General features: G+C 68.5%; 25 protein-coding genes and 1 tRNA gene. 11 read left to right on the top strand and 15 right to left on the bottom strand.

The window, feature by feature from the left end; translation table 11 throughout:
* The 7 genes from ABTW65_RS20360 to ABTW65_RS20390 form a co-directional block, all read right to left on the bottom strand.
* The gene (locus ABTW65_RS20360; protein ID WP_350663409.1) at positions 1-627 is read right to left on the bottom strand and encodes a hypothetical protein; all 627 of its coding nucleotides are present in this window, start codon (positions 625-627) and stop codon (positions 1-3) included.
* Positions 620-2,467 (bottom strand): vWA domain-containing protein, encoded by a 1,848-nt coding sequence (locus tag ABTW65_RS20365; protein WP_350663411.1) that lies wholly within the window; start codon positions 2,465-2,467, stop codon positions 620-622. The genes ABTW65_RS20360 and ABTW65_RS20365 overlap by 8 nt, the downstream gene beginning before the upstream one ends.
* Positions 2,464-3,135 carry a hypothetical protein gene (locus ABTW65_RS20370; RefSeq protein ID WP_350663413.1) on the bottom strand — a complete coding sequence of 224 codons (672 nt, stop codon included), beginning with the start codon at positions 3,133-3,135 and terminating at the stop codon, positions 2,464-2,466. The genes ABTW65_RS20365 and ABTW65_RS20370 overlap by 4 nt, the downstream gene beginning before the upstream one ends.
* Complete coding sequence (locus tag ABTW65_RS20375; protein ID WP_350663415.1) at positions 3,132-4,697, bottom strand: MoxR family ATPase; 1,566 nt, start codon at positions 4,695-4,697, stop codon at positions 3,132-3,134. The genes ABTW65_RS20370 and ABTW65_RS20375 overlap by 4 nt, the downstream gene beginning before the upstream one ends.
* Positions 4,694-5,725: an AAA family ATPase gene (locus tag ABTW65_RS20380; protein ID WP_350663417.1), complete on the bottom strand. Its 1,032-nt coding sequence runs from the start codon at positions 5,723-5,725 to the stop codon at positions 4,694-4,696. Before ABTW65_RS20380 ends, ABTW65_RS20375 begins: the two co-directional genes overlap by 4 nt.
* Positions 5,718-6,341, bottom strand: a complete 624-nt coding sequence (gene pnuC, locus ABTW65_RS20385) for a nicotinamide riboside transporter PnuC (protein WP_350663418.1) — start codon at positions 6,339-6,341, stop codon at positions 5,718-5,720. The genes ABTW65_RS20380 and pnuC overlap by 8 nt, the downstream gene beginning before the upstream one ends.
* A gap of 165 nt (positions 6,342-6,506) precedes the next feature.
* Positions 6,507-8,219, bottom strand: coding sequence for a S8 family peptidase (locus ABTW65_RS20390; protein WP_350663420.1), 1,713 nt, complete (start codon positions 8,217-8,219; stop codon positions 6,507-6,509).
* 180 nt (positions 8,220-8,399) lie between these two features.
* Between ABTW65_RS20390 and ABTW65_RS20395 the strand changes: the two genes are divergently transcribed.
* The 7 genes from ABTW65_RS20395 (at position 8,400) to ABTW65_RS20425 (ending at position 16,500) form a co-directional block, all read left to right on the top strand.
* Positions 8,400-9,029 carry a TetR/AcrR family transcriptional regulator gene (locus ABTW65_RS20395; RefSeq protein WP_350663422.1) on the top strand — a complete coding sequence of 210 codons (630 nt, stop codon included), beginning with the start codon at positions 8,400-8,402 and terminating at the stop codon, positions 9,027-9,029.
* A complete protein-coding gene (locus tag ABTW65_RS20400) occupies positions 9,030-10,778 on the top strand; it encodes an ABC transporter ATP-binding protein (protein WP_350663425.1) in 1,749 nt (582 codons plus the stop codon).
* Positions 10,775-12,766 (top strand): ABC transporter ATP-binding protein, encoded by a 1,992-nt coding sequence (locus tag ABTW65_RS20405; protein ID WP_350663427.1) that lies wholly within the window; start codon positions 10,775-10,777, stop codon positions 12,764-12,766. Before ABTW65_RS20400 ends, ABTW65_RS20405 begins: the two co-directional genes overlap by 4 nt.
* A 365-nt stretch (positions 12,767-13,131) precedes the next feature.
* Entirely contained in the window at positions 13,132-14,712 is a 1,581-nt protein-coding gene (locus ABTW65_RS20410; protein WP_350663429.1) for an MDR family MFS transporter, read from the top strand.
* Positions 14,713-14,717: 5 nt separating this feature from the next.
* Positions 14,718-15,209 (top strand): MarR family winged helix-turn-helix transcriptional regulator, encoded by a 492-nt coding sequence (locus tag ABTW65_RS20415; protein WP_350663431.1) that lies wholly within the window; start codon positions 14,718-14,720, stop codon positions 15,207-15,209.
* Positions 15,210-15,307: 98 nt separating this feature from the next.
* A complete protein-coding gene (locus ABTW65_RS20420) occupies positions 15,308-15,994 on the top strand; it encodes an iron-dependent transcriptional repressor DtxR (protein ID WP_350663433.1) in 687 nt (228 codons plus the stop codon).
* A 239-nt stretch (positions 15,995-16,233) separates the two neighbouring features.
* On the top strand, positions 16,234-16,500 hold the full coding sequence (locus ABTW65_RS20425; protein ID WP_091042652.1) for a hypothetical protein: 267 nt from the start codon (positions 16,234-16,236) through the stop codon (positions 16,498-16,500).
* On the opposite strand, the gene ABTW65_RS20430 is transcribed toward ABTW65_RS20425, so the two are convergent.
* Genes ABTW65_RS20430 through ABTW65_RS20440 form a run of 3 tightly spaced genes read right to left on the bottom strand, consistent with a single transcriptional unit; the run spans position 16,486 to position 18,453 of the window.
* The gene (locus tag ABTW65_RS20430) at positions 16,486-17,394 is read right to left on the bottom strand and encodes a Sir2 family NAD-dependent protein deacetylase (protein WP_350663435.1); all 909 of its coding nucleotides are present in this window, start codon (positions 17,392-17,394) and stop codon (positions 16,486-16,488) included. The genes ABTW65_RS20425 and ABTW65_RS20430 overlap by 15 nt on opposite strands.
* The gene (locus tag ABTW65_RS20435; RefSeq protein ID WP_183542027.1) at positions 17,391-17,660 is read right to left on the bottom strand and encodes a DUF2277 domain-containing protein; all 270 of its coding nucleotides are present in this window, start codon (positions 17,658-17,660) and stop codon (positions 17,391-17,393) included. The genes ABTW65_RS20430 and ABTW65_RS20435 overlap by 4 nt, the downstream gene beginning before the upstream one ends.
* A 31-nt stretch (positions 17,661-17,691) precedes the next feature.
* Positions 17,692-18,453 carry a LuxR C-terminal-related transcriptional regulator gene (locus ABTW65_RS20440; protein WP_350663438.1) on the bottom strand — a complete coding sequence of 254 codons (762 nt, stop codon included), beginning with the start codon at positions 18,451-18,453 and terminating at the stop codon, positions 17,692-17,694.
* Positions 18,454-18,629: 176 nt separating this feature from the next.
* On the opposite strand from ABTW65_RS20440, the gene ABTW65_RS20445 reads away from it, so the two are divergent.
* On the top strand, positions 18,630-19,808 hold the full coding sequence (locus ABTW65_RS20445; RefSeq protein ID WP_350663440.1) for a saccharopine dehydrogenase family protein: 1,179 nt from the start codon (positions 18,630-18,632) through the stop codon (positions 19,806-19,808).
* Positions 19,809-19,838: 30 nt separating this feature from the next.
* Here ABTW65_RS20445 and ABTW65_RS20450 read toward each other — a convergent pair.
* Positions 19,839-19,914, bottom strand: a tRNA-Arg gene (locus tag ABTW65_RS20450).
* Positions 19,915-20,468: 554 nt separating this feature from the next.
* Here ABTW65_RS20450 and ABTW65_RS20455 point away from each other — a divergent pair.
* Positions 20,469-22,184 carry an LCP family protein gene (locus ABTW65_RS20455; RefSeq protein WP_350663443.1) on the top strand — a complete coding sequence of 572 codons (1,716 nt, stop codon included), beginning with the start codon at positions 20,469-20,471 and terminating at the stop codon, positions 22,182-22,184.
* Positions 22,184-22,387 carry a hypothetical protein gene (locus ABTW65_RS20460; protein ID WP_350663445.1) on the top strand — a complete coding sequence of 68 codons (204 nt, stop codon included), beginning with the start codon at positions 22,184-22,186 and terminating at the stop codon, positions 22,385-22,387. The genes ABTW65_RS20455 and ABTW65_RS20460 overlap by 1 nt, the downstream gene beginning before the upstream one ends.
* Positions 22,388-22,410: 23 nt before the next feature.
* Here the strand turns inward: ABTW65_RS20460 and ABTW65_RS20465 are convergent, their stop codons facing one another.
* From ABTW65_RS20465 to ABTW65_RS20480, 4 genes are all read right to left on the bottom strand, one after another.
* A complete protein-coding gene (locus ABTW65_RS20465; RefSeq protein ID WP_350663447.1) occupies positions 22,411-22,764 on the bottom strand; it encodes an MscL family protein in 354 nt (117 codons plus the stop codon).
* A 68-nt stretch (positions 22,765-22,832) separates the two neighbouring features.
* The gene (locus ABTW65_RS20470) at positions 22,833-23,492 is read right to left on the bottom strand and encodes an SAF domain-containing protein (RefSeq protein WP_350663449.1); all 660 of its coding nucleotides are present in this window, start codon (positions 23,490-23,492) and stop codon (positions 22,833-22,835) included.
* A 101-nt stretch (positions 23,493-23,593) separates the two neighbouring features.
* Positions 23,594-23,863: an FmdB family zinc ribbon protein gene (locus ABTW65_RS20475; protein WP_350663451.1), complete on the bottom strand. Its 270-nt coding sequence runs from the start codon at positions 23,861-23,863 to the stop codon at positions 23,594-23,596.
* Positions 23,864-23,922: 59 nt separating this feature from the next.
* Complete coding sequence (locus ABTW65_RS20480) at positions 23,923-24,540, bottom strand: 5-formyltetrahydrofolate cyclo-ligase (RefSeq protein ID WP_350663453.1); 618 nt, start codon at positions 24,538-24,540, stop codon at positions 23,923-23,925.
* A gap of 23 nt (positions 24,541-24,563) precedes the next feature.
* Here ABTW65_RS20480 and ABTW65_RS20485 point away from each other — a divergent pair, with 23 nt between their 5' ends.
* Positions 24,564-25,940: a UTP--glucose-1-phosphate uridylyltransferase gene (locus ABTW65_RS20485; RefSeq protein ID WP_350663454.1), complete on the top strand. Its 1,377-nt coding sequence runs from the start codon at positions 24,564-24,566 to the stop codon at positions 25,938-25,940.
* Positions 25,941-25,952: the final 12 nt, after the last annotated feature.

Consider the following 25,952-nt stretch of genomic DNA (forward strand, 5'->3'; position numbering starts at 1 on the left):
TCACTCCGGGCTGTAGCGGCTGGCGGCCTCGCGCGCTCGCGCGTCCTCCAGGCGCCGCCGGATCTCCGAGCGGTGCTCACGGTCGCGCCGTGCCCGTTCGAGCGCTTCGGCGCGGGCGGCGGAGTCGATGCGCGACAACAGCGCCCGGGCGTTGCGCTCGTCCTCGCGCGCGGGCAGCTGCCCGTTCCACAGCAGGAAGGTCCGCGCCGCCTCCTCGCGGCGCTCGGCCTCCTCGACCCATCGCGACGGTTCGACGACCGCGGCCAGGCGCAGCGACAGCGTCACCAGCGCCCGGTCGAACCGGTCCTCGCGCAGCGTGGCCGAGAACGGCCCGGCCAGTTCCTGCGAGGCGACCAGCCACAGGACGACCCCGGCTCCCTGGCGCGCGACCGTCTTCCCGGTCGCGGCCACCCTTCGCGCGGCCGCGATGAACCGCCCGTCGGAGGTGTCGAGGACATCTCCGGCCAGCGCGACGATGTCGACGGCGTCGTCGAGGAACCACGACGGCGTGGTCGAGATCCGGGCCATCACCTCGTCGACCGACGGTCCCGGCGCCAGCCCGTTCCAGGCGGCGTCGAGCTCGAGCTCCTCGTCGAGCCAGGCCTCGAACAGCTCCTCGTCAGCCACGGGTTGCTCCTTCTGGGGTGTAGACGGCGATCCTCGCGGCGAGTGCCGCGCAGGCCGCGGGCGCCTGTGCCACGTCCGGGATCTCGGCGACGTCGTAGCCGAGCCGCTCGGCCTGCTCACGCGCCTGCCCGCGCCAGTGTCCGATGATCATCAGTGACCCGGTGTCGATCACGCGCCGCACGGCGGGGGCGACATCGGCGTACTCCTCCTGGCCGCGGCCCAGGAACGTGTCCAGCCCGGCGTCGGAGAGAACCACGAGGTGGCGCTGGCCCTCGGCCGGCCGCTGGTTCTCGCAATAGCGGGCACGCAAGAGGTCCAAGGGGAAGGTCGTGCCGCCGCCGAAGTAGGTGGTCAGCTGGCGCATGATCTCGACCCGGTCGCGCGTGTAGGCGCTGTCGCCGGCGACCTGGCCGGCCGAGCTCCACGAGGTGACCCGCACCCGCCCGCCGCCGCGCAGCACCGAGAGCGACAGGATCGTCCCGGCGACGATCGCGGCCGAGCCTCGCTGCGGGTTGGTCATCGACCCGGAGGAGTCGAGGTAGAGGTCGAGCAGGACCGGTTCGTACGCCGGCTCGGGCTCGTCCGCGATGAACGTACGCCGCCGCGTGGTCACCCCCGGCACGAAGACCGCGCCCGTGGTCAGCGTCGCCGGCCAGTCCAGGTCGGAGAGGTCGTCGCCGAGCTCCCACTCCTCCAGCGGACCGGGGATTGCGGGCCCGGCAGGAGTGAGCCCGCGCTGCACGAGGGGTGCGACGTGTGGGCGGGCCTCGGCCTCGTACCAGGCCGCCATCACCGCGTTGGGGTCGGCGCCGGCCATCAGCTCCAGCGTCCGGGCCAGCCCGAGCGCCTGCCCGCTGGCGTCGGCGGCGGCTGCGACGTCGCCGTCCGCGAGGACTACCTCGGCGTCGTCGGGGTGCACCAACGGCGTCTGCAGGCGTGGGTCGCCGATCGCTCCGGCGAGCTCGGCCGCGCTCGGTGCGCCCGGTGAGTCCTCGTGGCACCCGCTGCTCCTGAAGCCCAGCAGCAGGTAGGGCGCCATCACCATCGCCCACGGCACCGCCCCGCTGACCGGGTCGGCGGCGAGCGTACGCACCACGTCGGCCACCGTCGTCGCGTCATGAGCCGGGTCGAGGCCTGCTCGCGGGTCGTACTCGAGCTCGGCGACCTCCCGCTTGAGCTGGTAGGTCTCGTTGCGCTGCTTCGACTTCGAGCTGCGCACGCGGCGCCGGGCATTGCTGAGCTGTTGCTCGTAGTCCGTCTTCCACCGGGTCGGCGGCTCGGGCCAGGCGAGGTCGCCCTCGGGGAGGCGCCAGAGGAGCTCGTACGCCCGCTGGACCACCCACCACAGCTCGTTGTCCTCGGCGCCGCGCAGGCCCTTGGCCAGCGTGGGTGCGGCGAGGGCGCGGGTGAGCTGCACCATGTCGGGGGTCTCGTCCGGGGCGAGCCGGGCGCGCTGCAGCTGCATCACCCGGTCGTTGATCAGCATGTCGGACCACAGGTTGGCGCAGAACCCGCTCGCGGCGACCAGGTCGAGGCGGTGCTGCCGGTCGTAGAGATCGATCACCCGCGCCATCTGCTGACGGATCTTCAGCGAGTCGACACGGGTGCTCGGGGAGAGCACGTGGTGGCCGATCTCGTGAGCGAAGACGCTGGTCAGGTGCCCTTCTCCGCCGTGGCGGGCGAGCTCGCCGGGGTCGACGTTGACCTCCGGTGGAAACCCGAACCAGGCGAAGCTCTTCTCGTCGGAACGGGTGTGCACGACCGGGTCGTGGAGGTCCACGCCCCACAGGTCGAGGGCCGCCTCCCAGGCCTCGCGCTCGGCCGCGGTCGGCGCCCTCACGCGGCCTCCCGCACGACCTCGAGCAGGTAGGACGTGGGCACGCTGACCACCCGGACGCCGGGGGTGCCGACAGGGTCGCCGGTGCCTGCCGGATCGTCGGCGGCCAGCGAGACCGAGTGGCCGAACAGGTCGGCGTCGACCTCCCACAGCTCCTCGCCGACCTCCACCAGCCACCGTCCATCACCTGCCGCGATGACGTCACCCGGATGCGCCAGCCAAGGCCCGCCGAGCCCGGCGAAACCGCCGATCCGGGCGAGCAGATAGGCGCGGCCGAGGTGTTGCCAGGCGGGCCAGAAGAACCGGTCCGTACGCTGCCCCTCGACGAATCCGGCCACGTCGGGGCCCGGCATCCCGAGCGTCGCGCCGACCGCGTCCGCCAGCCCGGCGTCGAGACAGGACGAGGCCGCTCGGAGGGCGTCAGTGCGCAGCCCGATGACCCCGGCGCGCCAGGCGGCGACGGCGGCAAGATCCTGGACCGCCGCGGTCTCGGTCGCGTTCGGCGCGGCCGCCAGGCCGGCCCCCAGGGACGTACCGAAGAGCCCGGTGTCCCCGCCCCAGCGGGCGACGTTGGCGACGGCCAGATCCAGGTCCAGCCCGAGGACGGCAGGCAGCGCGACCGGCTCGCGAGCCACCGAGGCGTTCACGGAGTGCCCAGGACGCCGGATCACGCGCCCTCCAGCCAGTGGAGGTAGTTGGAGTAGCGCTGGTGGAGATACTTCAGCGCGACCAGGTCGTCGTAGTCGCGGCCGTAGATCTTGCCGACCTTCGAGATCCGCCCGACCTCCGACTCGATTCGGGTCAGCCGCTGCGAGACGGTCAGCCGGTCGAGCCCGTCCAGCCCGCCCCCGAGCTCTGCGAGCAGGTCGCCGACCGGGTCGGAGGCTTCGAGGCCGAGGGCGACGAACTGCTTCATCGCGGTGTCGAAGAGGTCGACGAGCCAGGACGCCGGGTCGTGGGCGAGCTCCTTGTCGCCGGCCTCGAAGCGCGGGTGCTGCGGGTTGGGCAGCAGCTTGCCGCGGAGCACGAACGGCACCATGGCGCGCACGTCGTCGAGTGCGACGGACGAGGCGCCGCGGAACCACGCCGACGCCTTGGCGTACAGGATCAGGGTCTGCAGCGCCCTAACCGAGAGGCCGTTCAGAGTCTGCGCGCCGAGGTCGACGACCAGGTCGGCGCCGGAGTTGGCGTCGATGACCGCGCTCACGTCCCCGCCGGCGGTCGCGACGACGTCCTTGGTGCGGTACTCGAACCGCCGCCCGCCGTGCTGCACGAACTCGAACTGCCCGGTGAAGTACTCCAGCTTCCGGCGTACGTCCGCGGGCAGCGGCACCGCCCGGATGGCGGCCAGCATCGTCGACTGCTCGTCGGGAGAGAAGACCAGCGAGGACGGCACGTGCTCCTCCGGCCGCTCACCGGCCTCGACCCGGGTGACCAGCTCGTCGAAGAAGCGGCCGTTGAAGCCGAACGCCTGCACGGTGACGTCGAGCCGGTCCTTGAGGGCCTGGATGACCTGGAAGGTCCCGCCGCCGGAGTCGTCGTTGGCGGTGAAGAACCAGCTCTCGACACCCGCGTCCGGGGCCGTCCGGCGCAGCTGGTCGTGGCTCTCCACGTAGCCCTCGGCGACCATGGTGAGCAGCGCCGACTGGGTCTTGGTGGGGATGCGGTTGTACTCGTCGACGATCTTGACCTTCTCGGTCAGCCACGACTTCCAGGCGATCGTGATCTCCGCCAGCGACCCCGCGGCGACGAGGTCTCGCGGCAGCGGCAGCCCGACCAGATCAGACACGGTCAGCTGCGGCTGCCCCTGCTGGAGGTGGCGGCGTACGTCCTCCGGGGTCGCCCCGGACAGCACCCCCATCAGCACCGCGAGCGTCGTCTTGCCGCGGCCCGGCCCGCCGATCATCAGGCACTTCCCGCCGACCGCGAAGGTGAGCAGCGGCAGCAGCACGTTGGAGGAGTAGGCCGGCTGGGTCGGCAGCGTGATCTCCGCGCCGGCGTCGCCCAGCGGGAACCGGTTGGCCTTCGCAGCGTCGAACTCGACGTCGTAGAACGGCGAGATCACCGCCTTGTTGACCAGCCAGAAATACGTACGCCGCAGCTTCTCGTCCAGCTCGACGGTCTCGTCCGGGGACCTGAAGAGGTCGGCGGCGGTGAGCCCGTCGCGCGGCCCGCCGTGCTGGACGTGCGGCACGGTCGGCGACGCCGACGTCTTCTGCCAGCGATCACTCATCTACCCAATTCCTCCAATGACGGGCCGATCCGGTTGCTTCGCCCGAGCAGCGGCTCGAGGAACTCCAAGGTGGCGGCGAGCCGCTCCTGCACGCTGCCGCGGACCTCGATCCACGGCACCGGCTGCTCGGCCAGCACCTCGCGGAACCGCTCCTGCATCCCGTGCCGGACGTGCTCGCCGTCGCGCATCCCATCCTGCACGAACGGGATCTCGTCCCCGGTCAGGACGTATGCGACCGGCTGGTGCGCGGCGGCGCGCGCGAGCAGGTGGTCCGGGGTCGGGCCGACGTAGCGCTCGTGCCACAGCGTCGTCGCCAGCACGTCGGTGTCACAGACCAGGACCGGCCTCGGAACCCGCCGCCGGGCGGCGTCCTCCCAGACGATCTGCCGGTCCACGATGAGGTCGAACTCATCGCTGCGCCACGGGGCGAAGAGCCCGCCGGGGCGGATCTCCGACCAGAGTCGGCCGTACTCCGGGACGCAGTGAGTGCCCAGGTCAGTGGCCAGTTTCTCGGCCAGCGTCGTGGTCCCGGTCGACTCCGCGCCGAGCACCACGACCCGCTCGGTGAGCCAGGCGCGGACCGGGGCGGGCAGCTCGGCCCAGTGGGTGGTCGGGTCGAGGCGGATCGCGGTGCCGGAGATCTCGTTGAACACCCGGCCGGGATCGACCTGGACCCAGGTCGCGTCCAGCCGTCGGGCGAGCTCTTCGCCGTAGGCGTCCGAGGAGAAGACCGCGTCGACCGGGCCCGGGAGCAGTTCGGAGATGACGACCATGTGCTCGTCCCAGGCAGCCGGGTCGTCGAAGTCGACCCGGGCCTCGTCCATCGCGGCGACCACGTGGGCGGTCGGGTGTTCCTCGCGCAGCCACTCCGCGCGCACCTCGAGCGGAATGGTCTCCACCTGCGAGCCGAGGAGCTCGACGGTGACCCGGTCGCAGGCCCGCAGCGCCGCGCGGATGAGCGCCTGGTGGCCGGCGTGGAACGGGTAGAACTTCCCGAGCACCAGGCCGTGCCGGTAGGTCTCAGACACCCGCGACCTCCGGTTCGCGCGGGGAGACCAGGACCCGGCGCCAGTCCCGCAGCGCAACGAGGACGATCACACAGAAGCCGAGATAGAGCACGGCCGTCGGCCACAGCCCCTTGTAGGCGTACAGACCGACGGAGACGACATCGACCGCCAGCCAGACCAGCCAGCACTGCCACCAGCGCCGGTTGAGCATGATCTGCGCGATCACGCTGCCAGCGGTCACAGTGGCGTCGGGGAGCTCGGTCGTGGAGTCGGTGAAGGCGAACAGGACGTACGCGATCGCCGCCAGCGCCACCACGAACCCGAGCGCCAGGAGCAGCAACGTCCGGGCCGAGGCGACCCCGACGAACGCCTCGTCACGGCGCAGGTGCGCCTCCGACTCCCGTCGCCGGGCCAGCGACCAGTCGACCCAACCGGTCACCGAGAGCACCATGAACATGATCTGCAGCGCCGCGTCGGCGTAGAGCGCGCTTTCGGCGAAGACGACCAGGTAGAGCGCGGTGTTCGCGATCCCGATCGGGTACGTCCACATGCTCCGCCGCGCCGCCAGGATCACGCATGCCGCCCCGGTGACGACCCCCGCGATCTCGACCCAGTGCGCCACCAACCAACTCTGCATGGCCGAACCCTATGGGACGCGAAGGGCCCGGATGCTCGGGTTGAGCATCCGGGCCCTTCGCGGTGGTAGGAATCCCCGGTTAACCGGGGAAACCTGCACTTCTCAGGTGTTGCAATGCCAGAGAAGTGCAGGAATACCCGGTTAACCGGGTATTCCTGCAGCACCTCAGTGGCTGACCGCAGCCTTCGCGTTCACGATGCCGCTGCCGTAGAAGCCGTTCGGCGCCTCGCCACCCTCACAGGTGTGGGTCGAGGTCGCCGTGTTGCCGTTGGGCAGGTGGCGTACGTAGGTGAAGTCCGCCGGGACCGGGCAGGCCTTGTCGGTGGCCGACTTGAGCAGGATCTTCTCGACCTTGTTGGGCGAGAGGGTCTTGCCGGAGAAGTCGCGGTTTCCGAACTCACCGACGATCAGCGCGGCCACACCAGCAGCGTGCGGGGATGCCATCGAGGTGCCCTGCAGGTACTGGTAGTAGGAGCACTCACCGCTGGAGCAGTCCGCGACGGCCCAGGGCACCAGCACGTCGCCGGTCGCCGGGTCGATCGCGCCCTCGGCCACACCGAGGTCGTACGGGTAGGCGGCCAGGATGTTGGCGGCGAAGTCACGCGTGCCGTCGGCCGTGTCGTACGCATCCCCACCAGGCGCCGCGACGTCGACGAAGCCGTCGCCGTAGCTGGAGTAGTAGGACTTGCGCTCGGACGGGCCGGTGGAGCTGACCGCGATGACCCCGTTGCCCTCGGTCGGCATCGAGACGCACGACTCCGGGTCGAGCAGGTCACGGACGTAGGCGGCCTCGCCGGGCTCGCTGGCGTAGTCGGGGCTGCTCGCGTCGGTCTGCGGCTTGGTGTAGTCGATCGCCTGGTTGCCGGCGGCCGCGACGAGGGTGACGCCACGGGAGCGGGCGTAGTCGAGGGCACGCTGCATCGCGGTGATGATCGTGACCTGCTCGGCCTGGTCCGCGGCCGAGTCGGCCGGGTGGTTGGTGCAGTTGAACAGCCACGGGTCGACGTAGTAGCTCATGTTGACCACGTCGATGCCGTTGCGGCCGGCGTAGGTCAGCGCGTCGACCGACGGCTGCAGGAAGAAGTAGCCGGAGTCCTGGCCGGCGCGGAGGTTGACGATGTCGGCCTGCGGGGCGACGCCGGTGATGCCGACGCCGTTGACCGGCGAGGCGATGGTCGAGGCGACGTGGGTGCCGTGGCCGTTCTCGTCGACGTCGGCCGCGTCCGAGCAGGATGCGTCGGGCTCGTCCTCACACGGGCCGTCGACCACGGCGCCGTTGGCGTCGACGGGGATGTCGGTGGTGAAGTTGCGGCTCAGGTTCGCGTCGAAGTTGGGCGCGATGTCGGGGTGCGACCCGTCGACACCGGTGTCCAGGATGCCGACGCGGACACCCTTGCCACGCTCGGTGCGGTTGGCCTCGGCGGCGTCGATCTGCTTCATGTCCCACTGCAGACCGGAGAGCGGCTCCGTGGAGCCCTTGGGCTTCGGCGTCTTGGGTGCGGTGCCCTTGGCGCCGCTGCGGAACTCGGTCTCGACCTTCGACACCTCCTGCTTGCGGGCCTCGCTGGCCGCGTCAGGGGTCGTGGCGCCCACGATCCTGTCCTGGGCCGCGCCGACGAGGGCGTTCGAGGCGTTGGCCGCCTCGGCGAATCCCTCACCCGCGGTGACCGTTGCGACTCCGATGGCACTGTTCTCCGAGACGATCTCGCCCCCCGCGGCCTTCACCGCGGCACGGGCGCTGGCGGCCGAGGATCCCTCGGCATATGCCACGACATAGCGAACCTCCTGGTCAGAGGTGGCGTTGCCCGAGTTCGCCATGACGAGGGTGCCGGTGACCCCCAGCGCGACTGCGGCCGCGCCTGTCAACAACCTACGCATGCTGTCTCCATTCCGGATTCGGTGGTCGAGATTGTCGGGACCACCAGCTGTCACGGCCCTTGTCAGCCCGACAGTGGGCCCAGCATGCCCTAGTCGGCATCGTGTCGAACAGGGTTTGGAGGCAGCATCCACCCATAATTAGGTTTGTGAGTGAGTGCTCACTCACTTAGGCTGTTCCTCGTGGACGAACGACGTACGCGGGCCAAGCCGATTCCCGCAGCCGACCGGCGCGCAGCGATCATCGCGGCGACCGAGACGCTGCTGATCGAGCACGGCACGTCGACAACGACCAGGCTCATCGCCGAGGCGGCCGGAGTCGCCGAAGGCACGATCTTCAGACACTTCCGCGACAAGCGGGAGCTCTACCGGGCAGTGGCCGAGAACATCTTCGACCCGGTCCGAGCCGACGAGTCGATCACGGAGGTCGTGAAGGGCAAGGCCGAGATCGAGGACAAGCTCCGTGCGGTCATCGACCTGCTCGCGGCATCCTCGCAGCGCAATCTCCTCGTGATGATGGCGGTGCGTTCGGCCGTGCTCGAGCAGCCAGACCCTGAAGACGTACGTCAGCAGCACGGACCCCCGAAGTTCATCATCGATGCCAACAGAGCCCTCGTCGACAACCTGACCAGGCTCGTCTTCGAGCCGCACGTGAACGAGCTGCGGCTGCCGCCGCGCAAGGCCGCGCTGGTGCTGCGCAGCCTCACGATCGGGGCCTGGCTCCCTGGTCTGAACCGAACGAACCAGCCGCTGAGCAGCGACGACGTCATCGACGTACTGCTCGGCGGCATCCTGACCAGAGAGACCCCCTGAATGCTTCTCCGACTCCTTCGGGACTACCTGCTCCCGTACAAGAGATTCCTGGTCGTCATCGCGATCCTGCAGCTCATCTCGACCTCGGCGTTCATGCTGCTGCCCAGCCTGAACGCCGACATCATCGACAAGGGCGTGGCCGAGGGCGACACCGGTTACATCATGAGGATCGGCGCGATCATGCTCGGCGTCGCGCTCGTGCAGATCCTCGCCTCGATCGTCAGCGTCTACTTCGCCGCACGCAGCTCGATGAGCTTCGGCCGGGACCTGCGGGCGGCGATCTTCGCGAAGGTCGGCTCCTTCAGCGCTCGCGAGGTCGGCCGCTTCGGTGCCCCGTCGCTGATCACCCGGACCACGAACGACGTCCAGCAGGTCCAGATGCTCGCCGTGCTCACCTGCACGCTCGCGGTGATGGTGCCGATGATGATGGTCGGCGGCGTCGCGATGGCGATCCGCGTGGACGCCGGGCTCTCCTGGCTGCTCGCGGTCGTCATCCCCGTGCTGCTCATCTCCATGACCGTGGTCGTACGCGGCATGGTCCCCAACTTCCGCAAGGTTCAGGAGCGCATCGACGCGGTCAACCGCATCCTGCGCGAGCAGATCACCGGCATCCGGGTGATCCGCGCGTTCGTACGCGAGCGTCAGGAGACCGAGCGCTTCGCGAAGGCCAACGACGACCTCACCGACGTCGCGCTGCGAGCCGGGCGCTGGATGTCGACGATGTTCCCCCTGATGATGCTGGTCATCAACGTCGCCAGCGTCGCGGTGATCTGGTTCGGCGGCATCCGGGTCGACAACGGGTTGATGCAAGTCGGCCCGCTGACCGCCTTCCTGCAGTACCTGATGCAGATCCTGATGTCGATCATGATGGGCACCTTCATGCTCATGCAGGTGCCGCGCGCCGCCGTCTGCGCCGACCGCATCGCCGAGGTCCTCGACACCGAGACCAGCGTGACCCCGCCGACGGCGGGCGTCACCGAGATCTCCCGGCACGGGTACGTCGACCTGACCGGAGCCGGCTTCACCTACCCCGGCGCCGACCACCCCGTCCTCCACGACCTCACCTTCGAGGCCCGCCCCGGGCAGACCGTCGCGATCATCGGCTCCACCGGCGCCGGCAAGACGACCCTGCTGGGCCTCATCCCACGGCTCTTCGACGCGACGGCCGGTGTCGTTCGCGTGGGTGGGATCGACGTACGCGACCTCGACCCGGCCACGCTGCGCAGCTCACTCGGGCTGGTGCCGCAGAAGGCGTTCCTCTTCACCGGCACCGTCCGCTCCAACCTGCTCCACGGCAAGCCGGACGCCACCGACGAGGAGCTCTGGCATGCGCTCGAGGTCGCCCAGGCGCGTGACTTCGTCGAGCGGATGGCCCCCGAGGACGGCACCGGACTCGACGCCGAGATCGACCAGGGCGGCACCAACGTCTCCGGTGGTCAGCGGCAACGTCTGGCCATCGCCCGGGCGCTGGTGAGGAGGCCCGACATCTATCTCTTCGACGACTCCTTCTCCGCGCTCGACGTCGCCACCGACGCCCGGCTCCGCGCCGCGCTCGCCCCCGAGACACGCAACGCCACGGTCATCGTGGTCGCGCAGCGGGTCTCCACGATCCGCGACGCCGACAAGATCCTCGTGCTCGAGGACGGCGCCATCGTCGGCGAGGGCACCCACGAGGAGCTCCTCGCCGCCAACGCCACCTACCAGGAGATCGTCTCCTCCCAGCTCAGTGCAGAGGAGGCCGCGGCATGAGCGACCAGAAGGCCGGTCAGACCGATGGCCAGATGAAGAAGACCGAGCGGATCGTACGTCCCCAGGGCGGCCCCGGCCCGATGGGCGCGGGCGGCGCGGTGGGCGACAAGGCGATGAACTTCGTCCCCTCGGCCAAGCGGCTGCTACGCCGGATGGCGCCCTACAAGCTCCACGCCTACGCCACCATCGGCCTGGCCGCGATCAGCGTCACCTTGATGTCGCTGGGCCCGTGGCTGCTGGGCAGGGCCACCAACATCATCTTCGGCGGCGTCTTCTCCAGGGAGCTGCCGGCGGGAGTCACCCAGGAGGAGGCCGTCGAGGGTCTCCGTGCGCAGGGCGACGACAAGCTCGCCGACATGCTCTCCGGGATGGAGTACGTCACCCCGGGCCAGGGCGTCGACTTCGACGCGCTGCGCAGCGCGCTGCTTGTGGTGCTCGCCGTCTACCTCGTCGCCTCGCTGCTCTCCTTCGTGCAGGGCTGGATCCTCAACTCGGTCGTCCAGGGCACCGTGAAGGGCCTGCGCGAGGACGTCGAGAAGAAGGTCCACAGCGTCCCGCTGTCCTACTTCGACAAGCAGCCGCGAGGCGAGCTGCTCAGCCGGGTCACCAACGACATCGACAACATCAGCCAGACCTTGCAGCAGACCTTCAGCCAGGTGCTGACCGCTCTGTTCACGCTGGTCACGGTGCTGTTCATGATGTTCTGGATCAGCCCGGTACTGGCCCTGATCGCGCTGCTCGCCGTACCGGTCTCACTGGTGGTGACCGGTGCGGTGATGAAGCGGTCTCAGGGTCAGTTCGTGGCCCAGTGGCGTCACACCGGCAAGCTCAACGGTCACATCGAGGAGACCTTCTCCGGTCACGACCTGGTCAAGGTCTTCGGGCGTCAGGAGGAGGTCGAGAAGACCTTCGCCGAGGAGAACGACAAGCTCTTCGCCGCGTCCTTCAAGGCACAGTTCATCAGCGGGATCCTGATGCCGCTGATGATGTTCGTCGGCAACCTGATGTTCGTGGTGGTCTGCGTGGTCGGATCGCTCCGGGTCGCCAGCGGTGCCCTGAGCCTGGGTGAGCTGCAGGCCTTCATCCAGTACTCGCGTCAGTTCACCCAGCCCATCACCACCCTCGCCTCGATGATGAACCTGCTCCAGTCGGGCGTGGCCTCGGCCGAGCGGGTCTTCGAGCTGCTCGACGCCGAGGAGCAGTCGGCCGATGTCGGCACTCCCCGCAACGGCGCCGGAGCCGGCGAGGTCCGGTTCGAGCACGTGAGCTTCTCCTACGACAAGGACAGGCCGCTCATCGAGGACCTGTCCCTGGTGGCCCGTCCCGGGCAGACCGTCGCGATCGTCGGCCCCACCGGTGCCGGCAAGACCACTCTGGTCAACCTGATCATGAGGTTCTACGAGCTCGATGCCGGCCAGATCACCCTCGACGGCGTCGACATCGCCTCGGTTCCCCGATCCGACCTGCGCGAACGCACCGGCATGGTGCTCCAGGACACCTGGCTCTTCGAGGGCACCATCCGCGACAACATCCGCTACGGCCGGCCGGACGCGACCGAGGAGGAGCTCCTCGAGGCGGCCCGGGCGACGTACGTCGACAGGTTCGTGCACTCGCTGCCGGACGGCTACGACACCCTGATCACCGACGAGGGCGGCAACCTCTCGGCGGGCGAGCGGCAGCTGATCACCATCGCGAGGGCCTTCCTCGCCGAGCCGTCGCTGCTGATCCTCGACGAGGCGACCTCCTCGGTCGACACTCGCACCGAGCTGCTCCTGCAGCACGCCATGGCGGCGCTGCGCTCGGACCGTACGTCCTTCGTGATCGCCCACCGGCTTTCCACGATCCGCGACGCCGACCTGATCCTGGTCATGCGTGACGGCGCGATCGTCGAGCAGGGCAGCCATGCCGAGCTGCTCGAGGCCAAGGGGGCGTACGCCGAGCTCTACCAGTCGCAGTTCAGCCACGCGCTAGTCGAGGAGCCGGCCTGAGAAATAAACCCTTTGAACCCGCGATGGCCCGGCGCCTACCGTTGAGCCACACGGGAAAGGAGGTGATCCGATCAGATGAAGAACGATTGGATGCGTGAGGTGGCTGCTCGCTAGCAGCTTCCCCAACTACGGATGGGGGCTGGCAATTCACAAGCAGCCACCCGACCCGCAGGCGTACCGGACTCATCCACCGGGTTGGCCACCAGGCCCGCCTGCGGGTCGCCCCGTTTTGGTGACCGGCGACAAGTTGCGTTTAGCAACTAATCCGACGTACATTGGTTGTCGATGTTCAACCAATTCGCGTGAGAGCCGAGTCCCACTTGTCAGAGTCCCAGCAGTCTTCGCAGGCCATCGCGGCGCCGCAGATGACCCACCGCCAGATCATGGAGGTCCTCTCGGGCCTTCTGATGGCGCTCTTCGTCGCCATGCTGTCCGGTACGTCGGTCGCCAACGCCCTGCCGCGGATCGTCACCGACCTCGGCGGCACCCAGGGTGGCTACACCTGGATCGTCGTCTCGAGCATGCTGGCGATGACCGCGACGATGCCGATCTGGGGCAAGCTCGCCGACCTCTACAACAAGAAGGTGCTGGTCCAGGCCGCGCTCGGCCTGTTCATCGTCGGCTCGGCGATCTGTGGTCTGGCGCCGTCGATGCCGGTGATCATCACCGGCCGGGTCATCGCCGGCCTCGGCATGGGCGGCATCATCGCATTGATCCAGGTGATCATCGCGACGATCGTCTCCCCGCGTGAGCGCGGTCGCTACTCGGGTTACATCGGCGCGGTCTTCGCCCTGGCCACGGTCATTGGGCCGCTCGTCGGCGGCGTGATCGTCGACTCTCCGCTGGGCTGGCCCGGTGTCTTCTACGTCGGTGTGCCGTTCGCGGTGGTCGCCTTCATCCTGCTCCAGAAGACCCTGCACCTCCCGCACGTACGCCGTGACGTCAGCATCGACTACCTCGGCGCGTTCCTGCTGGTCGCCGGCGTCTCCACCCTGCTGATCTGGGTCACTCTGGGCGGCGACTCCTTCGCGTGGACCTCGCTGATGTCGTACGCCCTCGTCACCGGCAGCATCGTCGTGCTGGCCCTCGCGATCCTGGTCGAGGGCAGGTTCGCCAAGGAACCGATCATCCCGCTGCGCCTCTTCCGCGACCGCACGATGGTCCTCTCCACCCTCGCCTCGTTCTTCGTCGGTGCCGGGATGTTCGGCGCGACGGTCTACCTGCAGCAGTACTTCCAGACCGCCCGCGGGATGACACCGACCCACGCCGGCCTGATGTCGATCTGCATGGTGCTCGGGCTCTCCAGTGCTGGAATGGTCACCGGACGCCTGATCAGCTCCACCGGACGCTGGAAGCGCTACCTGATCTTCGGCGGCATCATGCTGCCGATCGGGCTCTACCTGCTCAGCACGATCGACGAGCACACCAACCTGGCCCTGGTCGGCGCCTTCATGGCCATCCTCGGTCTCGGAGTCGGTGCCACCAACCAGAACCTCGTCCTCGCGGTGCAGAACAACCTCGACAGCAAGGACATGGGTGCCGGCTCCTCGGTCGTCGCCTTCTTCCGGTCGATGGGCGGCTCGATGGGCATCGCCGCGCTCGGCGCCGTGCTCTCCCACCGCGTCGAGGACGTCATCACCGACGGCATCCCCGAGCTGGTGGCCAGCGGAAAGGTCACCCCCGAGGAGCTCCGGAGCCTGCAGGGCGGCGGGCTCGCCGACCCGGCGAGCATGCCGAGCGCGGTGCAGGCCCTCTACGAGCACGCCTTCGCCGTCGCCACCGCCGATCTCTTCCTGGTGGCCATCCCGTGCGCGGTCATCGCGCTGGTGGCGATCCTGGGTATCAAGGAGGTTCCGCTCAAGACTACGATCGAGGACCTCGCCGACGATGAGATCGCTCCTGAGGTCGCTGCGGAGCTCGAGGCGGGGGGAGCGGGCCGGAGATGACAGGGATGACAGCGATGGACGACGCCGCCCAGGGCGAGCAGATCGAGGACGGCCCTCGCGGTGAGTCGCTCAGCCGGCTCGAGGCCGAGGTCGGTGTGCTCGTGTGGAGGGCCAAGCGGGCGATGAAGGCACGCGGCCGGATGCTTCACCCGGATCTTCCGCCCGGCGGCTACATGATGCTGACCTGGATCGCCGAGCGTGGCCCCGTACGCGCCTCCGCGCTGGTCGACGGACTCGGGATCGACAAGGGAGCGGTCAGCCGGATGGTGCAGGCCATGATCGACCTGGGCCTGCTCGAGCGCCACCCCGATCCCGAGGACGGGCGGGCCAGCCTGGTCTCGGTGACCGCCGAGGCGCGCGACGGGCTCGACCGGGTGGCACAGGAGCGTCGCGTACGTTTCAACGACCGGCTGGCCGACTGGAGTCCCGACGAGATCGACCGGCTCAGCGCTATGCTGTCCAGATACAACGAGGCCCTAGAACGCCAGGGCTCCTAGGGGATCACGTCGTGATCTCTCCTGCAGGCCGACGTCGTTCGGGACACACCCTGCTGGGTTCGGTTTTTCTGACTGATTCAAGGATGTAGGATTAGCCCGTGAGCGATCTCATCGACACCACCGAGATGTACCTCCGCACCATCTACGAGCTGGTCGAAGAGGGAATCGTTCCGCTGCGCGCCCGCATCGCCGAACGCCTCCACCAGTCCGGCCCCACGGTCTCCCAGACCGTCGCCCGGATGGAGCGCGACGGTCTGCTCACCGTCGAGGGCGACCGCCACCTGCAGCTCACCGACGAGGGCCTTCGCCTGGCCACCCGAGTGATGCGCAAGCACCGTCTTGCCGAGCGGCTGCTCACCGACGTCATCGGCCTCGACTGGGAGCTCGTTCACGAGGAGGCGTGCCGCTGGGAGCACGTCATGTCGGACACCGTCGAGAAGCGACTGCTCGACCTGCTCGGCGACCCGACCGAGTCGCCCTACGGCAACCCGATCCCCGGTCTCGACGAGCTCGGCGGCAAGCCCGCCGACGAGGACTTCATGGCCGGCGTCCAGTCGCTCACCGCCGCGGCGGGCTCCGATCGTGCCACCGTCCTGGTGCGCCGCATCTCCGAGGAGATGCAGAAGGACGAGTCGCTGATGAGCGCCCTGCGCCGGGTCGGGGCGACCCCGGACCAGACCGTCGCGATCAAGGCGACCCCCGACGGCGTCCTGCTCGGCTCCGGTGGGGAGACCGCGGAGATCATCCCCGAGGCCGCGGACCATATCTTCGTGAAGGCCCTCTGACCCGCAGATTCACCGCCGGTCGGCTCCACGAGTCGGCTTCGGTGTGGCAACGCTGCGCCTACTTCGCGCCCACTTTTGTAACCGCGGGTGAAATTCTCTCGACGTCGGCAGATTCTGGCACATGACTCTGGACCGATTACGTCATAGATGCTTATGTTTGACGTGCAAGGCCTGCTGAAGGGAGACGTTCAGCAGTTGTCATGTCGAGACTTGCGGGGGTCTCCGGAGGGGAGAGCTCTATGGAGGTCGTTCATCTGCCCGCTCGCGGTCGCGAGCTGGATGAGACGTTCCGCCCAGTCGCCGTCCACCACACCGACACCGGCCTGACCCGTCACCTCGAGCGCGGCGAGGAGATCGTGCTCACCGACCTCGGTGGCGACTACCACAGCGCCAAGGTGCTGCTGATCGACGAAGGCCCGGTCTACCACTTCTTCATCGGCGCCAGACTCTCCGTCGACGAGGCCGCCGGCCGCATGGCCGACCTGCCGCAGTCACGCTCTGCCTGAGCCTCTGAACCTGCGCTGTGCCAAGGTGGTGAGGAACTCGCTGGTCCCGACCTCCAGCTTGTACGCAGCCTCCCCATCGCCCCTGGTGGCGCCGCGGTTGACGATGACGACCGGGATCCCGGCCTTCGCCGCCCTGCGTACGAACCGATAGCCACTCATCACAGCCAGACTCGAGCCCGCGACGAGCAGCACGCCCTTCCCCTCGTGCCGCTCGTCGCGGAACTCGAGGCTCTCCGGCCCGGCGAGGGCATCGACCGCCGCCATGCACCGGGCGACCCGATCCTTGGGCACGTTCTCGCCGAAGAAGACGACGTCCGGCTTGAGGATGCCACCGCAGATCTCGCAGTCGGGCACGACGAAGTCCTGCGTCTCCTCGAGCGCGACGTCACCGTCCGGGCGGGTCTCCACGTCCGCGTGCACCTCGGCCCATCCCGCATTGAGCGCCTCCATCCGCTCCTGCAGGTCGCGGCGCGGGCTCAGCGTGCGACAGGACAGACAGATCACGTCGGCCACCCGGCCGTGCAGCGTGACGATCCGGCCGCTGCTGGCGAGCTCGGGTGCCGCCTGCTCGTGCAGACCGTCGACGTTCTGGGTGATCAGCAGCTCTGGGTCGATCGCGGCCAGGGCGCGATGGCCGGCGTTCGGCACCGCGCTGCCCATCCGCCGCCAGCCGAGGTGGCTGCGCGCCCAGTAGCGCTGCCGCTCCTGCGGGCCCGAGATGAACTGCTGGTACGTCATCGGCTGCCGTGACGGGCTGCCCGGGCTGCGGTAGTCGGGGATCCCCGAGTCGGTCGAGACGCCGGCCCCGGTCAGCACCACGAGGCGCCGGTCCTGGAGGAGGGCCAGCGCCGCGGCGTACGAATCGGTGTTGCTCGCCTCCGAGGCGAGGGTCACGAGGCGTACCTGCCCTCGGCGCGAGCCTTGCGCTTCGCGGCCTCGACCTCACGGTTCTTCTTGGGGGCGTTGGTGACGAGATCGTCGAGGAGATGCCGGGTGATGTGGGCGATCTCGGCGACGGCCTGGTCGAAGGCCTCCTGGTTGGCGGCAGAAGGCTTGGTCGTGCCGCTCACCTTGCGTACGAACTGCAGGGCGGCAGCGGTGACCTCGTCGTTGGTGGCAGGCGGCTCGAAGTTGTGGAGCGGGCGGATGTTGCGGCACATGCCTTCAACGGTACCTGGATCGAGGCGATGGTTATCGCGATCGGCCAGGGGTGTGGGAGGGGGCCTGGCCGCGCGGATGCGGGGGGATCGGCCCGCCGTTGGGCGTGGCGCCCTTGGCCTGCCTCACGTCGTCGGCCGGGGGAGCCGGCCGCGGCACGACGCCGTCCTCGAGCAGCTGGCTCGCCATCAGCGCGGCCTGGGTGCGGTGGCTGACGCCGAGCTTGGCGAGCAGACCGGTGATGTGGTTCTTCACGGTCTTCTCCGCCAGCACCAGGCGGTCGGCGATCTGCCGGTTGGAGATGCCTTCGGCGAGCAGGACCAGGATCCGGCGCTGCTGCGGAGTCAGGTCGGCGACCACCTCGTGCATCCGACGGCGCTCCTCGACGTTGTGGACGACCTTGGCGGCCGCCTCGGGGTCGAAGAGGGTGTGGCCGCTGGCCACCAGGCGTACGCCGGAGACCAGGCTCGTCGCCTCGATCTGCTTGAGCACGTAACCGGCTGCCCCAGCCATGATCGCCTGGCTCATCACCTCGTCGTCGGCGTCGGTGGCCAGGATCAAGCAGCGGATGTCGCTCTTGATCGCCAGCGCCTCGCGACACAGCGCCACGCCGGAGGCGTCGGGCAGGTGGGCGTCGAGGATGAGTACGTCAGGACGGAGCGTCGCGATCAGGGGCCGTGCCTCGGCGGCGGTGCGGGCCTCGCCGACGACCTCGATGTCGGGTTCGGGCAGCAGGACCGTACGCACGCCGACACGCACAACGTCGTGACCGTCGGCCAGCAGAACGCTGATCACCGCGTCGCCCACAGGCTCGTCTCACTCATCTCGTGGTTGGGGATGGTGCCTGGTCGTTCACTCAAATGCTGATTCACCGAAAGAAACCGCTCAAGAGTATCCCTATTGATGCAACATTTGATCACTGAGAGACCCGTGCCGTCTCGGATTTCGTTGCTTCTGGAAAGGTAGCGGTTATGACGTCTTCTCGCGATCTCGACATCGTTCTGTTCGGCGCGACCGGATTCACGGGCGGTCTGGTGGCCGGATATCTCGCCGAGCACGCGCCTGAGGGACTGCGGTGGGCGCTCGCCGGCCGCTCCCTGTCGCGGCTCGAGGGCGTGCGTGACGGGCTCGGCTCCGCCGACGTCGAGCTCCTCCAGGCCGACGTGCACGATTCCTCGTCGCTGGCCGCGCTGGCGGCTCGTGCTCGCGTCGTGATCACGACGGTCGGGCCCTACCTGGAGTACGGGGAGCCGCTCGTCAAGGCCTGCGCCGAGGCCGGCACCGACTACGTCGACCTGACCGGAGAACCCGAGTTCGTCGACCGGATGTTCGTGAAGTACGACGCCACCGCCCGCGCCAACGGTGCCAGGATCGTCCACGCGTGCGGGTTCGACTCGATCCCGCACGACCTCGGCGCCTTCTTCACGGTGCGCGAGCTCGCCGCCGGCGGAGAGATCACCGGCCCGCTGACGATGAAGGGCGTCGTCCGCTCCAACGCCACCTTCTCCGGTGGCACCTTCCACTCCGCGCTGGGGCAGATGTCGCGGCCCCGGGAGATGGCGGCGGCATCGCGCGAGCGCCGGGCGCTCGAGAAGCGGCCGGAGGGGCGTACGTCTCGACCGGCGAAGCCCAGCCTTGGCCGCGACAGCGAGCTGGGCTACTGGCTGCTGCCGCTGCCGACCATCGACCCGTTCATCGTCGCCCGCTCCGGGCGGGCACTGGAGGCTTACGGCCCCGCGTTCACCTACTCGCACTTCGCCGGCACCAAGACACTGCGGTACGCCGTCGGCGGCGCTGTCGGTGTCGGTGGCCTCGCCCTCGCGATGCAGGTGCCCCCGCTGCGGGCCAAGCTCGGCGAGCGGGTCAAGCAGGGCACCGGACCCTCCGAGGGCCGTCGCGAGAAGTCGTGGTTCACCGTCGACTTCGTCGCCGAGTCCGGCGGCCGGAAGATCCACACCAAGGTCTCCGGAGGCGACCCCGGCTACACCGAGACGGCGAAGATGCTCGCCGAGTCGGCGCTCTGCCTGGCCTTCGACACGCTGCCCGAGACCTCCGGTTCGGTGACCACCGCAGTCGCGATGGGCGACGCGCTCCTGGATCGCCTGCAGACCGCCGGGATCCGGTTCGAGGTCATCGACAACGCGTCATAGGGCGCGGTGCGACGGGGAAATATCTGGAATTGGTGCCCCAGGCAAGAGTCGAACTTGCGACCTTTCGCTTAGGAGGCGGCTGCTCTATCCACTGAGCTACTGGGGCATTCGCGAATATCTTGCCACGGCGGCAGGTGATACTACGGTTTGGGGTTCGATGCGGTCAGGGGCCAAACTTGGGGCCCTCGCGTAGGTTGAGTCACCGTCGACTCAACCCGAATCCCCCTAAAGACAAGCGACGAGTGACGGTGATCTATGCCTGACGCCTCCATGCCTCCCCGACGTGGGGGTGCGGATTCAGGCTCCGGCGTGTCCGGATTCGAATGGATGTACGGCGCCGACGAGTCTGAGAGCAACGAGTCTGGGGGGACTCATGCCGGCCGTGGTGCTCGAGTCGCGGACGTACCGACCGACCAGCCGTCAACGGAGCCCGGCGGTGGCCGGCGAGCCGCACGTCCGCAGTCCGACTTCGTGTCGCCGCCGCCTCCCGGGCCTGGTTCATCGGGCGGTGGCCGTCGGGCTGCGCGTCCGGCCCGCCAGGAGCCGGCTCAGCCTGAGCCTCCCGCCGTCGAGCCGCTGCACGCAGAACCGGTGCGGCGGGAGCCGACCCGCGCCGAGCGCTTGCAGGCGATGGGCCGGGGGACCCCTGGGTCGTCGCCGATGCCTCCCCCTCCTGCCCCTCAGGAGTGGGATCCCGACGCGACGGCCGTGGCCCCTCCGTTGCGCGAGACTCCGCGCCCCGGACCCCGCATACCTGCGCCGCCGGCCACCGTACCGTCGGTCGAGGAGACCGCGATCGCGCCCGCGCCGGAGTGGTATCGCCAGGATCCTCACCCCGCCCCTCCCGCCCCCAAGGTCCCTGACCAGCAACTCGCCCCGCCGGCCGCGCGCGAGTTCGACTGGAACGACCCCGGCGCGACCGCCGTCGCGCCCCGACCTGACCCGGCCGACCGCCCCCGAGGGCGTACGGCCTCACGCGATGAGCTGCACGAGGCCCGCCATGAGGCCTATCCCGCCCCGGGCCGCCGAGGCGCTGCGTACGCAGCGGGTTACGACGACGAGTCCTACGACGACTATCCGCCCCAGGATGGCTACCAGGAGCCGTACGCCCCCTACCCGGACGACGAGCGCACGGATCGCGACAAGCCGCGCAACGTTGTGTGGCAGGTGCTCAGCTCGACCTTGCTCGTGCTGGCGCTGATCGTCGGACTGTTCGCGGTCTACACCTACCGCGACCTTCGGTCGAACATCAGCACCGTCAGTCTCGGCGAGAAGGCTGCTGACGTCGGCCCGAAGGAACCGATCAACATCCTCGTGATGGGTTCGGATAGCCGCGACTGCAAGGGCTGCGGCCTGGACGGCCAGAACGGTGGCGGCTCGGACACCACCATCCTGTTGCACCTTTCGGCGAACCGAAAGTTCGCCTATGGCGTCTCCATCCCGCGCGACACGATGGTCAACCGACCTTCCTGCAAGACGGAGGATGGAAAGACCGCCCCGGCCGACTATGTGCAGTGGAACGCTGCGTACGAGACTGGAGGTCCGACCTGCACCGTTGAGCAGGTCGAGGCAGTAGCCGCTGAGATGTGCGGTGAGAAGTGCGACATCACCATCAATCATCTCGTCGTGGTCGACTTTGGAAGCTTCAAGGGGATGGTCGATGCCATCGACGGTGTCGACGTTTGCCTTCCCGAGGCTGTCGACGACAGTTTCTCAGGGGCGAAGTTCGATGCTGGACCCCAGAAGCTCAATGGCAAGGAAGCCCTTCAGTACGTTCGTATGCGTCACGTCTTCGGTGACGGAAGCGATTTGTTGCGGGCGAAGCGCCAGCAGGCGTTCATCGGCTCGATGGCGGCGAAGCTGCTTTCCGGCGACACCTTGTCGAGCCCGACGAAGGTGCTCGGCTTCCTGAACGCGGCGACGAAGGGCCTGACGATGGACGAAGGCCTCAAGGACAACCTCGACACGATGGCCAAGATCGGTGCTGGCTTCCAGAGCATCGGGATGGAGAACATCAAGTTCCTCACCATCCCGGTGGCGACGGACCCGCAGAACGAAAACCGAGTCGTCCTCGATAAGGAGAAGGCGAAGAACGTCTTCAAGGCCATCGCCAACGACAAGCCGCTGACCAAGAAGATCGCGGCGGGCTCGCTTGATGCCGGGCAGGCCGCGGGCGACAAGGACAAGAAGAAGCCCGAAGGCTCCGGCGAAGGCACCGACGGCGAGACCGCTGGTTCGGAGCCCTCCGACGATGCGGCCTCGAGCGACTCCTCGGGCGACGCGTCGGGCAATGCCAGCAGCGGAGCGACCGAGGAGGAGCTCGCCGCGATCGCCGAGCAGGCCAAGGCTGAGCGCGAGCGTGCGGGACTCTGCTGATGGCTGAGGACACCTCATCCGAACCGGAAGCGCCGGACGAACCGAAGGAGCCGGAGTGGAAGCGCAAGCAGAGGCTGGCGCGGATCTTCGGTGACGTACTTCCCGAGACGACCAACGACGAGCGGGATTCGTCGGCGGAGTCGGAGGAGTCGGCGTCGGATCGATGGCTGAAATCGCAGGTGCCGCCTCACCACGGTGGGTGAGACGGCACCTGGGTGCGAATGGGTCAGCGGGCGGCGCTGAGGCGGTCGCGGATCTGCTTGAGGATGTCGATCTCGGTCTCGCCCGGCTCGGGTTCCGGGAAGAAGCGCTCCTTGGCGGCGGTGTAGGGCTTGACGATCATGAAGTAGACGACCGCAGCCATGATGACGAAGGAGATCACCGCGGTGAACCAGTCGCCGAAGTGGATGCCATAGGGCTTCCAGTTGGAGAAGTCAGGCGTGCCGCCGAGCTTGCCGATCAGGTCCATGATCACCGCGACGGTGGCTGTCACCACCGAGGCGAACGCGGCACCCATGATGAACGCGACCGCTAGTTTGATCAGGTCGCCCTGGAGCAGGAACTTCTTGAAACCGTTCATTTCTTGCTTTTCTCCTGTTGCTCATTGTGTGAGGTGAAGGAGACCCCGGATGTGGCGTGCGTTGGCCGTCAGTACGCAAAGGTGAGGTAGCCACCCACCCCTGCCGATGTGACGTCCTCGACGCTGTTCTCGGCGACTCCGACGATGACCAGACGCCCCGCCGAAGTGTTCGTGACGCCAAACCCCTCGGTCTTTCCCTGTGCCATGGAATCATCCCGGCTCGGCTCAGCGGCCTGAGGGAGGCTGAGGATCAGCGTGTCGGTGGTGACGAGGGCGGTCTCGGCGGTGGCGGGGTCGGTGGCGTAGAGGTCGACGGTGTCGCCGACGTGGAGCAGCCCCGCCATCTCGGCGTCGGGGAGCCGGACCGGGACGGCCACCAGGTCGGGGTGGCCCTCGGTCAGCGCAGGACCCACGAGACGTACGTCGGTGACGGGCTCGCCGCGCCGCAGGGGCGCTGCGAGGCGCTCACCGAGCGGCGCCTCGGCAAGATCGACGGGCATGTTGGCGGGGTCGGTCGAGACGTCGGTGAGGTCGGCGGCGGTGAGGACCGTGCCGACCGGCAGATCTCGGGAGGCGACCGCCATCGTCGAGGTGTCGGGTGGGTCCGGCCGGGTGGCCGAGAACCCGATCGCGACCGCCGAGGCGGTCAGCAGGAACGCCAGCAGGCGGCGATGGGCGAGGACCCCGCGGCGTACGCGGCGGGAGAAGGACGTGATTCGAGTGAACATGCGGGCACGCTAAGTCGCCCGCGAGATTCCCGCATCTCGCTATCCACAGCCCAGGTCACGTTGTGGATGACCCTGTGGATAACCCGCTGCTGTGGGTGGTCTCAGTCCGAGGAACTGGAGGCAGCGGGCGCCGGGGAGGAGGTGCTCGAGGACGACGTCGTCGAGGACGTGGAGGGCGTCGACGAGGAGGACCCGGAGCGGGAGTCGGTCCGGTAGAAGCCGGAGCCCTTGAAGACGACGCCGGCGGCGCTGAAGACCTTGCGCAGCTTGCCGCCGCACTCGGGGCACTCGGTCAGCGAGGCGTCGCTGAAGCTCTGGAACTGGTCGAAGGCGTGGCCGCACTCGGTGCAGGCGTACTGATAGGTGGGCACGTTTCTCCTAGAACAGAATCTGGCACTCGACGGGCGCGACTGCCAATATTAGCGAACGCCTAGGAGAAGCGCTGCATTCCCTCCGCGCTCGCGGCCGCTCCGACCGCCCGGTCGTGCGCCTCGACCGGTACCGCGACACCGATTTCCCACGGGTAGAGAAGTACGCAGGTAAAGGTTCCTGCCGGCACCCGAGCCAGGATGCGGTCGTAGGAGCCGCCGCCCCGTCCCATCCGATGGCCCCGCGAGTCGACGGCCAGGCCGGGGACGAGTACGACGTCGGCGCCGGCGATCGCGGAGGTGCCCAACCGCTCCCCGCCCGGCTCCAGCAGCCCGCGAGGTGCTCGGACCAGATCTCCGTCGTAGACGGCCCAGTCCAGGTCGTTGTCCGGCAGGAGGCAGGGCAGCAGGATGCGTTTCCCGGCTGCGTCCAGCTCGTCGATAAGAGGTCCGGTGCCCGGTTCGGTGCCGATCGAGACGTAGAGCGCAACCGTTGCGGCGCTTCGTACGTCTTCAATATCAGTGACCACCTGCGACAGGGCACGCGCGAGCGAGCCCAACTGGGGGAGCCCGATGCGCCCCCGGGTAGTCAGCAACTGGTCGCGTAAGGCAGTCTTGCGCCCCACGAAGTCAGCGGGGGCTGGACTATCAGAACCCGGAGGGGTGTGTGAACCCGACACAACGACAGCCTAGGCTTTCCTCTATGGGTAGCCCAGGTTTGGCCAAGGCAATGGCGAAGATGCGCGATGCCGGCGTAGATGACGTCGCGGTGCAGACATTCGCACATTACTACCGCCAGCTCGAGCACGGTGAGACCGGGATGATCCCGGAGGAGACCATTGAGCCGGTCGACATCCCGTCGATCAGCGACGTCGCGGTCACCGATGAGGAGGCGCACGCCGCCATCTCGACCACCGCGGTGATCAAGCTCAACGGCGGCCTCGGCACCTCGATGGGCATGGACCGCGCGAAGTCGCTGCTGTGCGTGCGCAAGGGCCTGAGCTTCCTGGACGTGATCGCCCGTCAGATCCTGCACATGCGCCAGAAGTACGACGTACGTCTCCCGCTGCTGCTGATGAACTCCTTCCGCACCTCCGAGGACAGCCTGGCCGCGCTCGAGCGCTACCAGGACCTGCCGGTCGAGGGCCTGCCGCTGGAGTTCCTGCAGAACCGTGAGCCGCGCCTGCTCGTCGACGACCTGACTCCGGTCGAGTGGCCCAAGGACCCTGAGCTCGAGTGGTGCCCGCCGGGCCACGGCGACATCTACACCGCGCTGCTCGACACCGGGCTCCTCGACCTGCTCATCGAGCAGGGCTACGAGCGCGTCTTCGTCTCCAACTCCGACAACCTCGGCGCCGTCCCCGACGAGAAGGTCGCCGGCTGGTTCGCCAAGTCCGGTGCCCCCTTCGCCATCGAGGCCGTACGCCGCACCCCGAGCGACCGCAAGGGCGGTCACTTCGCGCGCCGCAAGTCCGATGGCCGCCTCATCCTTCGTGAGACGGCGCAGACGCTCGACGACGACAAGGTGGCGCTGCAGGACCTCAACCGCCACAAGTACTGCTCGACCAACAACATCTGGTTCGACCTCAAGGCGCTCAAGAAGGTCCTCTCCGAGCGCGACGGCATTCTCGGTCTGCCGCTGATCCGCAACGAGAAGACCGTCGACCCGGCCGACCCGAAGACCCCGAAGGTCGTCCAGATCGAGACCGCCATGGGGGCCGCGATCGAGGTCTTCGAGAGCTCGCAGCTGATCGAGGTCGGCCGCGACCGGTTCGTGCCGGTCAAGACCACCAACGACCTGCTCGTCCTCCGCTCCGACGTCTACGACATCGGCGAAAACTTCGTGCTCGACCAGATCGCCGACGAGGTGCCGTTCATCGACCTCGACGGGGACTACTACAAGTACGTCGCGAACTTCGACGAGCGCTTCCCCGAGGGCGCTCCGTCGCTGCGCAAGGCGTCCTCGCTCACCGTCAACGGTGACTGGACCTTCGGCAAGGGCGTCCAGGTCATCGGCGCGGTCTCGCTCGACGGCGCCAACGCCGAACGCGTCGCGCCCGCCACCGTCCTCTCCGACTGACGCCGCTGGCCG

The sequence above is a fragment of the Nocardioides sp. NPDC127503 genome (assembly GCF_040302165.1).
In the GTDB taxonomy this organism is placed as follows: Bacteria; Actinomycetota; Actinomycetes; order Propionibacteriales; family Nocardioidaceae; genus Nocardioides.

Coding starts and splice junctions, on each gene's coding strand:
- ABTW65_RS20410 (WP_350663429.1), top strand. CDS start 13,132: ATGACCCACCGCCAGATCATGGAGGTCCTCTCGGGCCTTCTGATGGCG.
- ABTW65_RS20415 (WP_350663431.1), top strand. CDS start 14,718: ATGACAGCGATGGACGACGCCGCCCAGGGCGAGCAGATCGAGGACGGC.
- ABTW65_RS20460 (WP_350663445.1), top strand. CDS start 22,184: ATGGCTGAGGACACCTCATCCGAACCGGAAGCGCCGGACGAACCGAAG.
- ABTW65_RS20485 (WP_350663454.1), top strand. CDS start 24,564: ATGGGTAGCCCAGGTTTGGCCAAGGCAATGGCGAAGATGCGCGATGCC.
- ABTW65_RS20425 (WP_091042652.1), top strand. CDS start 16,234: ATGGAGGTCGTTCATCTGCCCGCTCGCGGTCGCGAGCTGGATGAGACG.
- ABTW65_RS20405 (WP_350663427.1), top strand. CDS start 10,775: ATGAGCGACCAGAAGGCCGGTCAGACCGATGGCCAGATGAAGAAGACC.
- ABTW65_RS20435 (WP_183542027.1), bottom strand. CDS start 17,660: ATGTGCCGCAACATCCGCCCGCTCCACAACTTCGAGCCGCCTGCCACC.
- pnuC (WP_350663418.1), bottom strand. CDS start 6,341: ATGCAGAGTTGGTTGGTGGCGCACTGGGTCGAGATCGCGGGGGTCGTC.
- ABTW65_RS20400 (WP_350663425.1), top strand. CDS start 9,030: ATGCTTCTCCGACTCCTTCGGGACTACCTGCTCCCGTACAAGAGATTC.
- ABTW65_RS20470 (WP_350663449.1), bottom strand. CDS start 23,492: ATGTTCACTCGAATCACGTCCTTCTCCCGCCGCGTACGCCGCGGGGTC.
- ABTW65_RS20445 (WP_350663440.1), top strand. CDS start 18,630: ATGACGTCTTCTCGCGATCTCGACATCGTTCTGTTCGGCGCGACCGGA.
- ABTW65_RS20375 (WP_350663415.1), bottom strand. CDS start 4,697: ATGAGTGATCGCTGGCAGAAGACGTCGGCGTCGCCGACCGTGCCGCAC.
- ABTW65_RS20390 (WP_350663420.1), bottom strand. CDS start 8,219: ATGCGTAGGTTGTTGACAGGCGCGGCCGCAGTCGCGCTGGGGGTCACC.
- ABTW65_RS20455 (WP_350663443.1), top strand. CDS start 20,469: ATGCCTCCCCCTCCTGCCCCTCAGGAGTGGGATCCCGACGCGACGGCC.
- ABTW65_RS20465 (WP_350663447.1), bottom strand. CDS start 22,764: ATGAACGGTTTCAAGAAGTTCCTGCTCCAGGGCGACCTGATCAAACTA.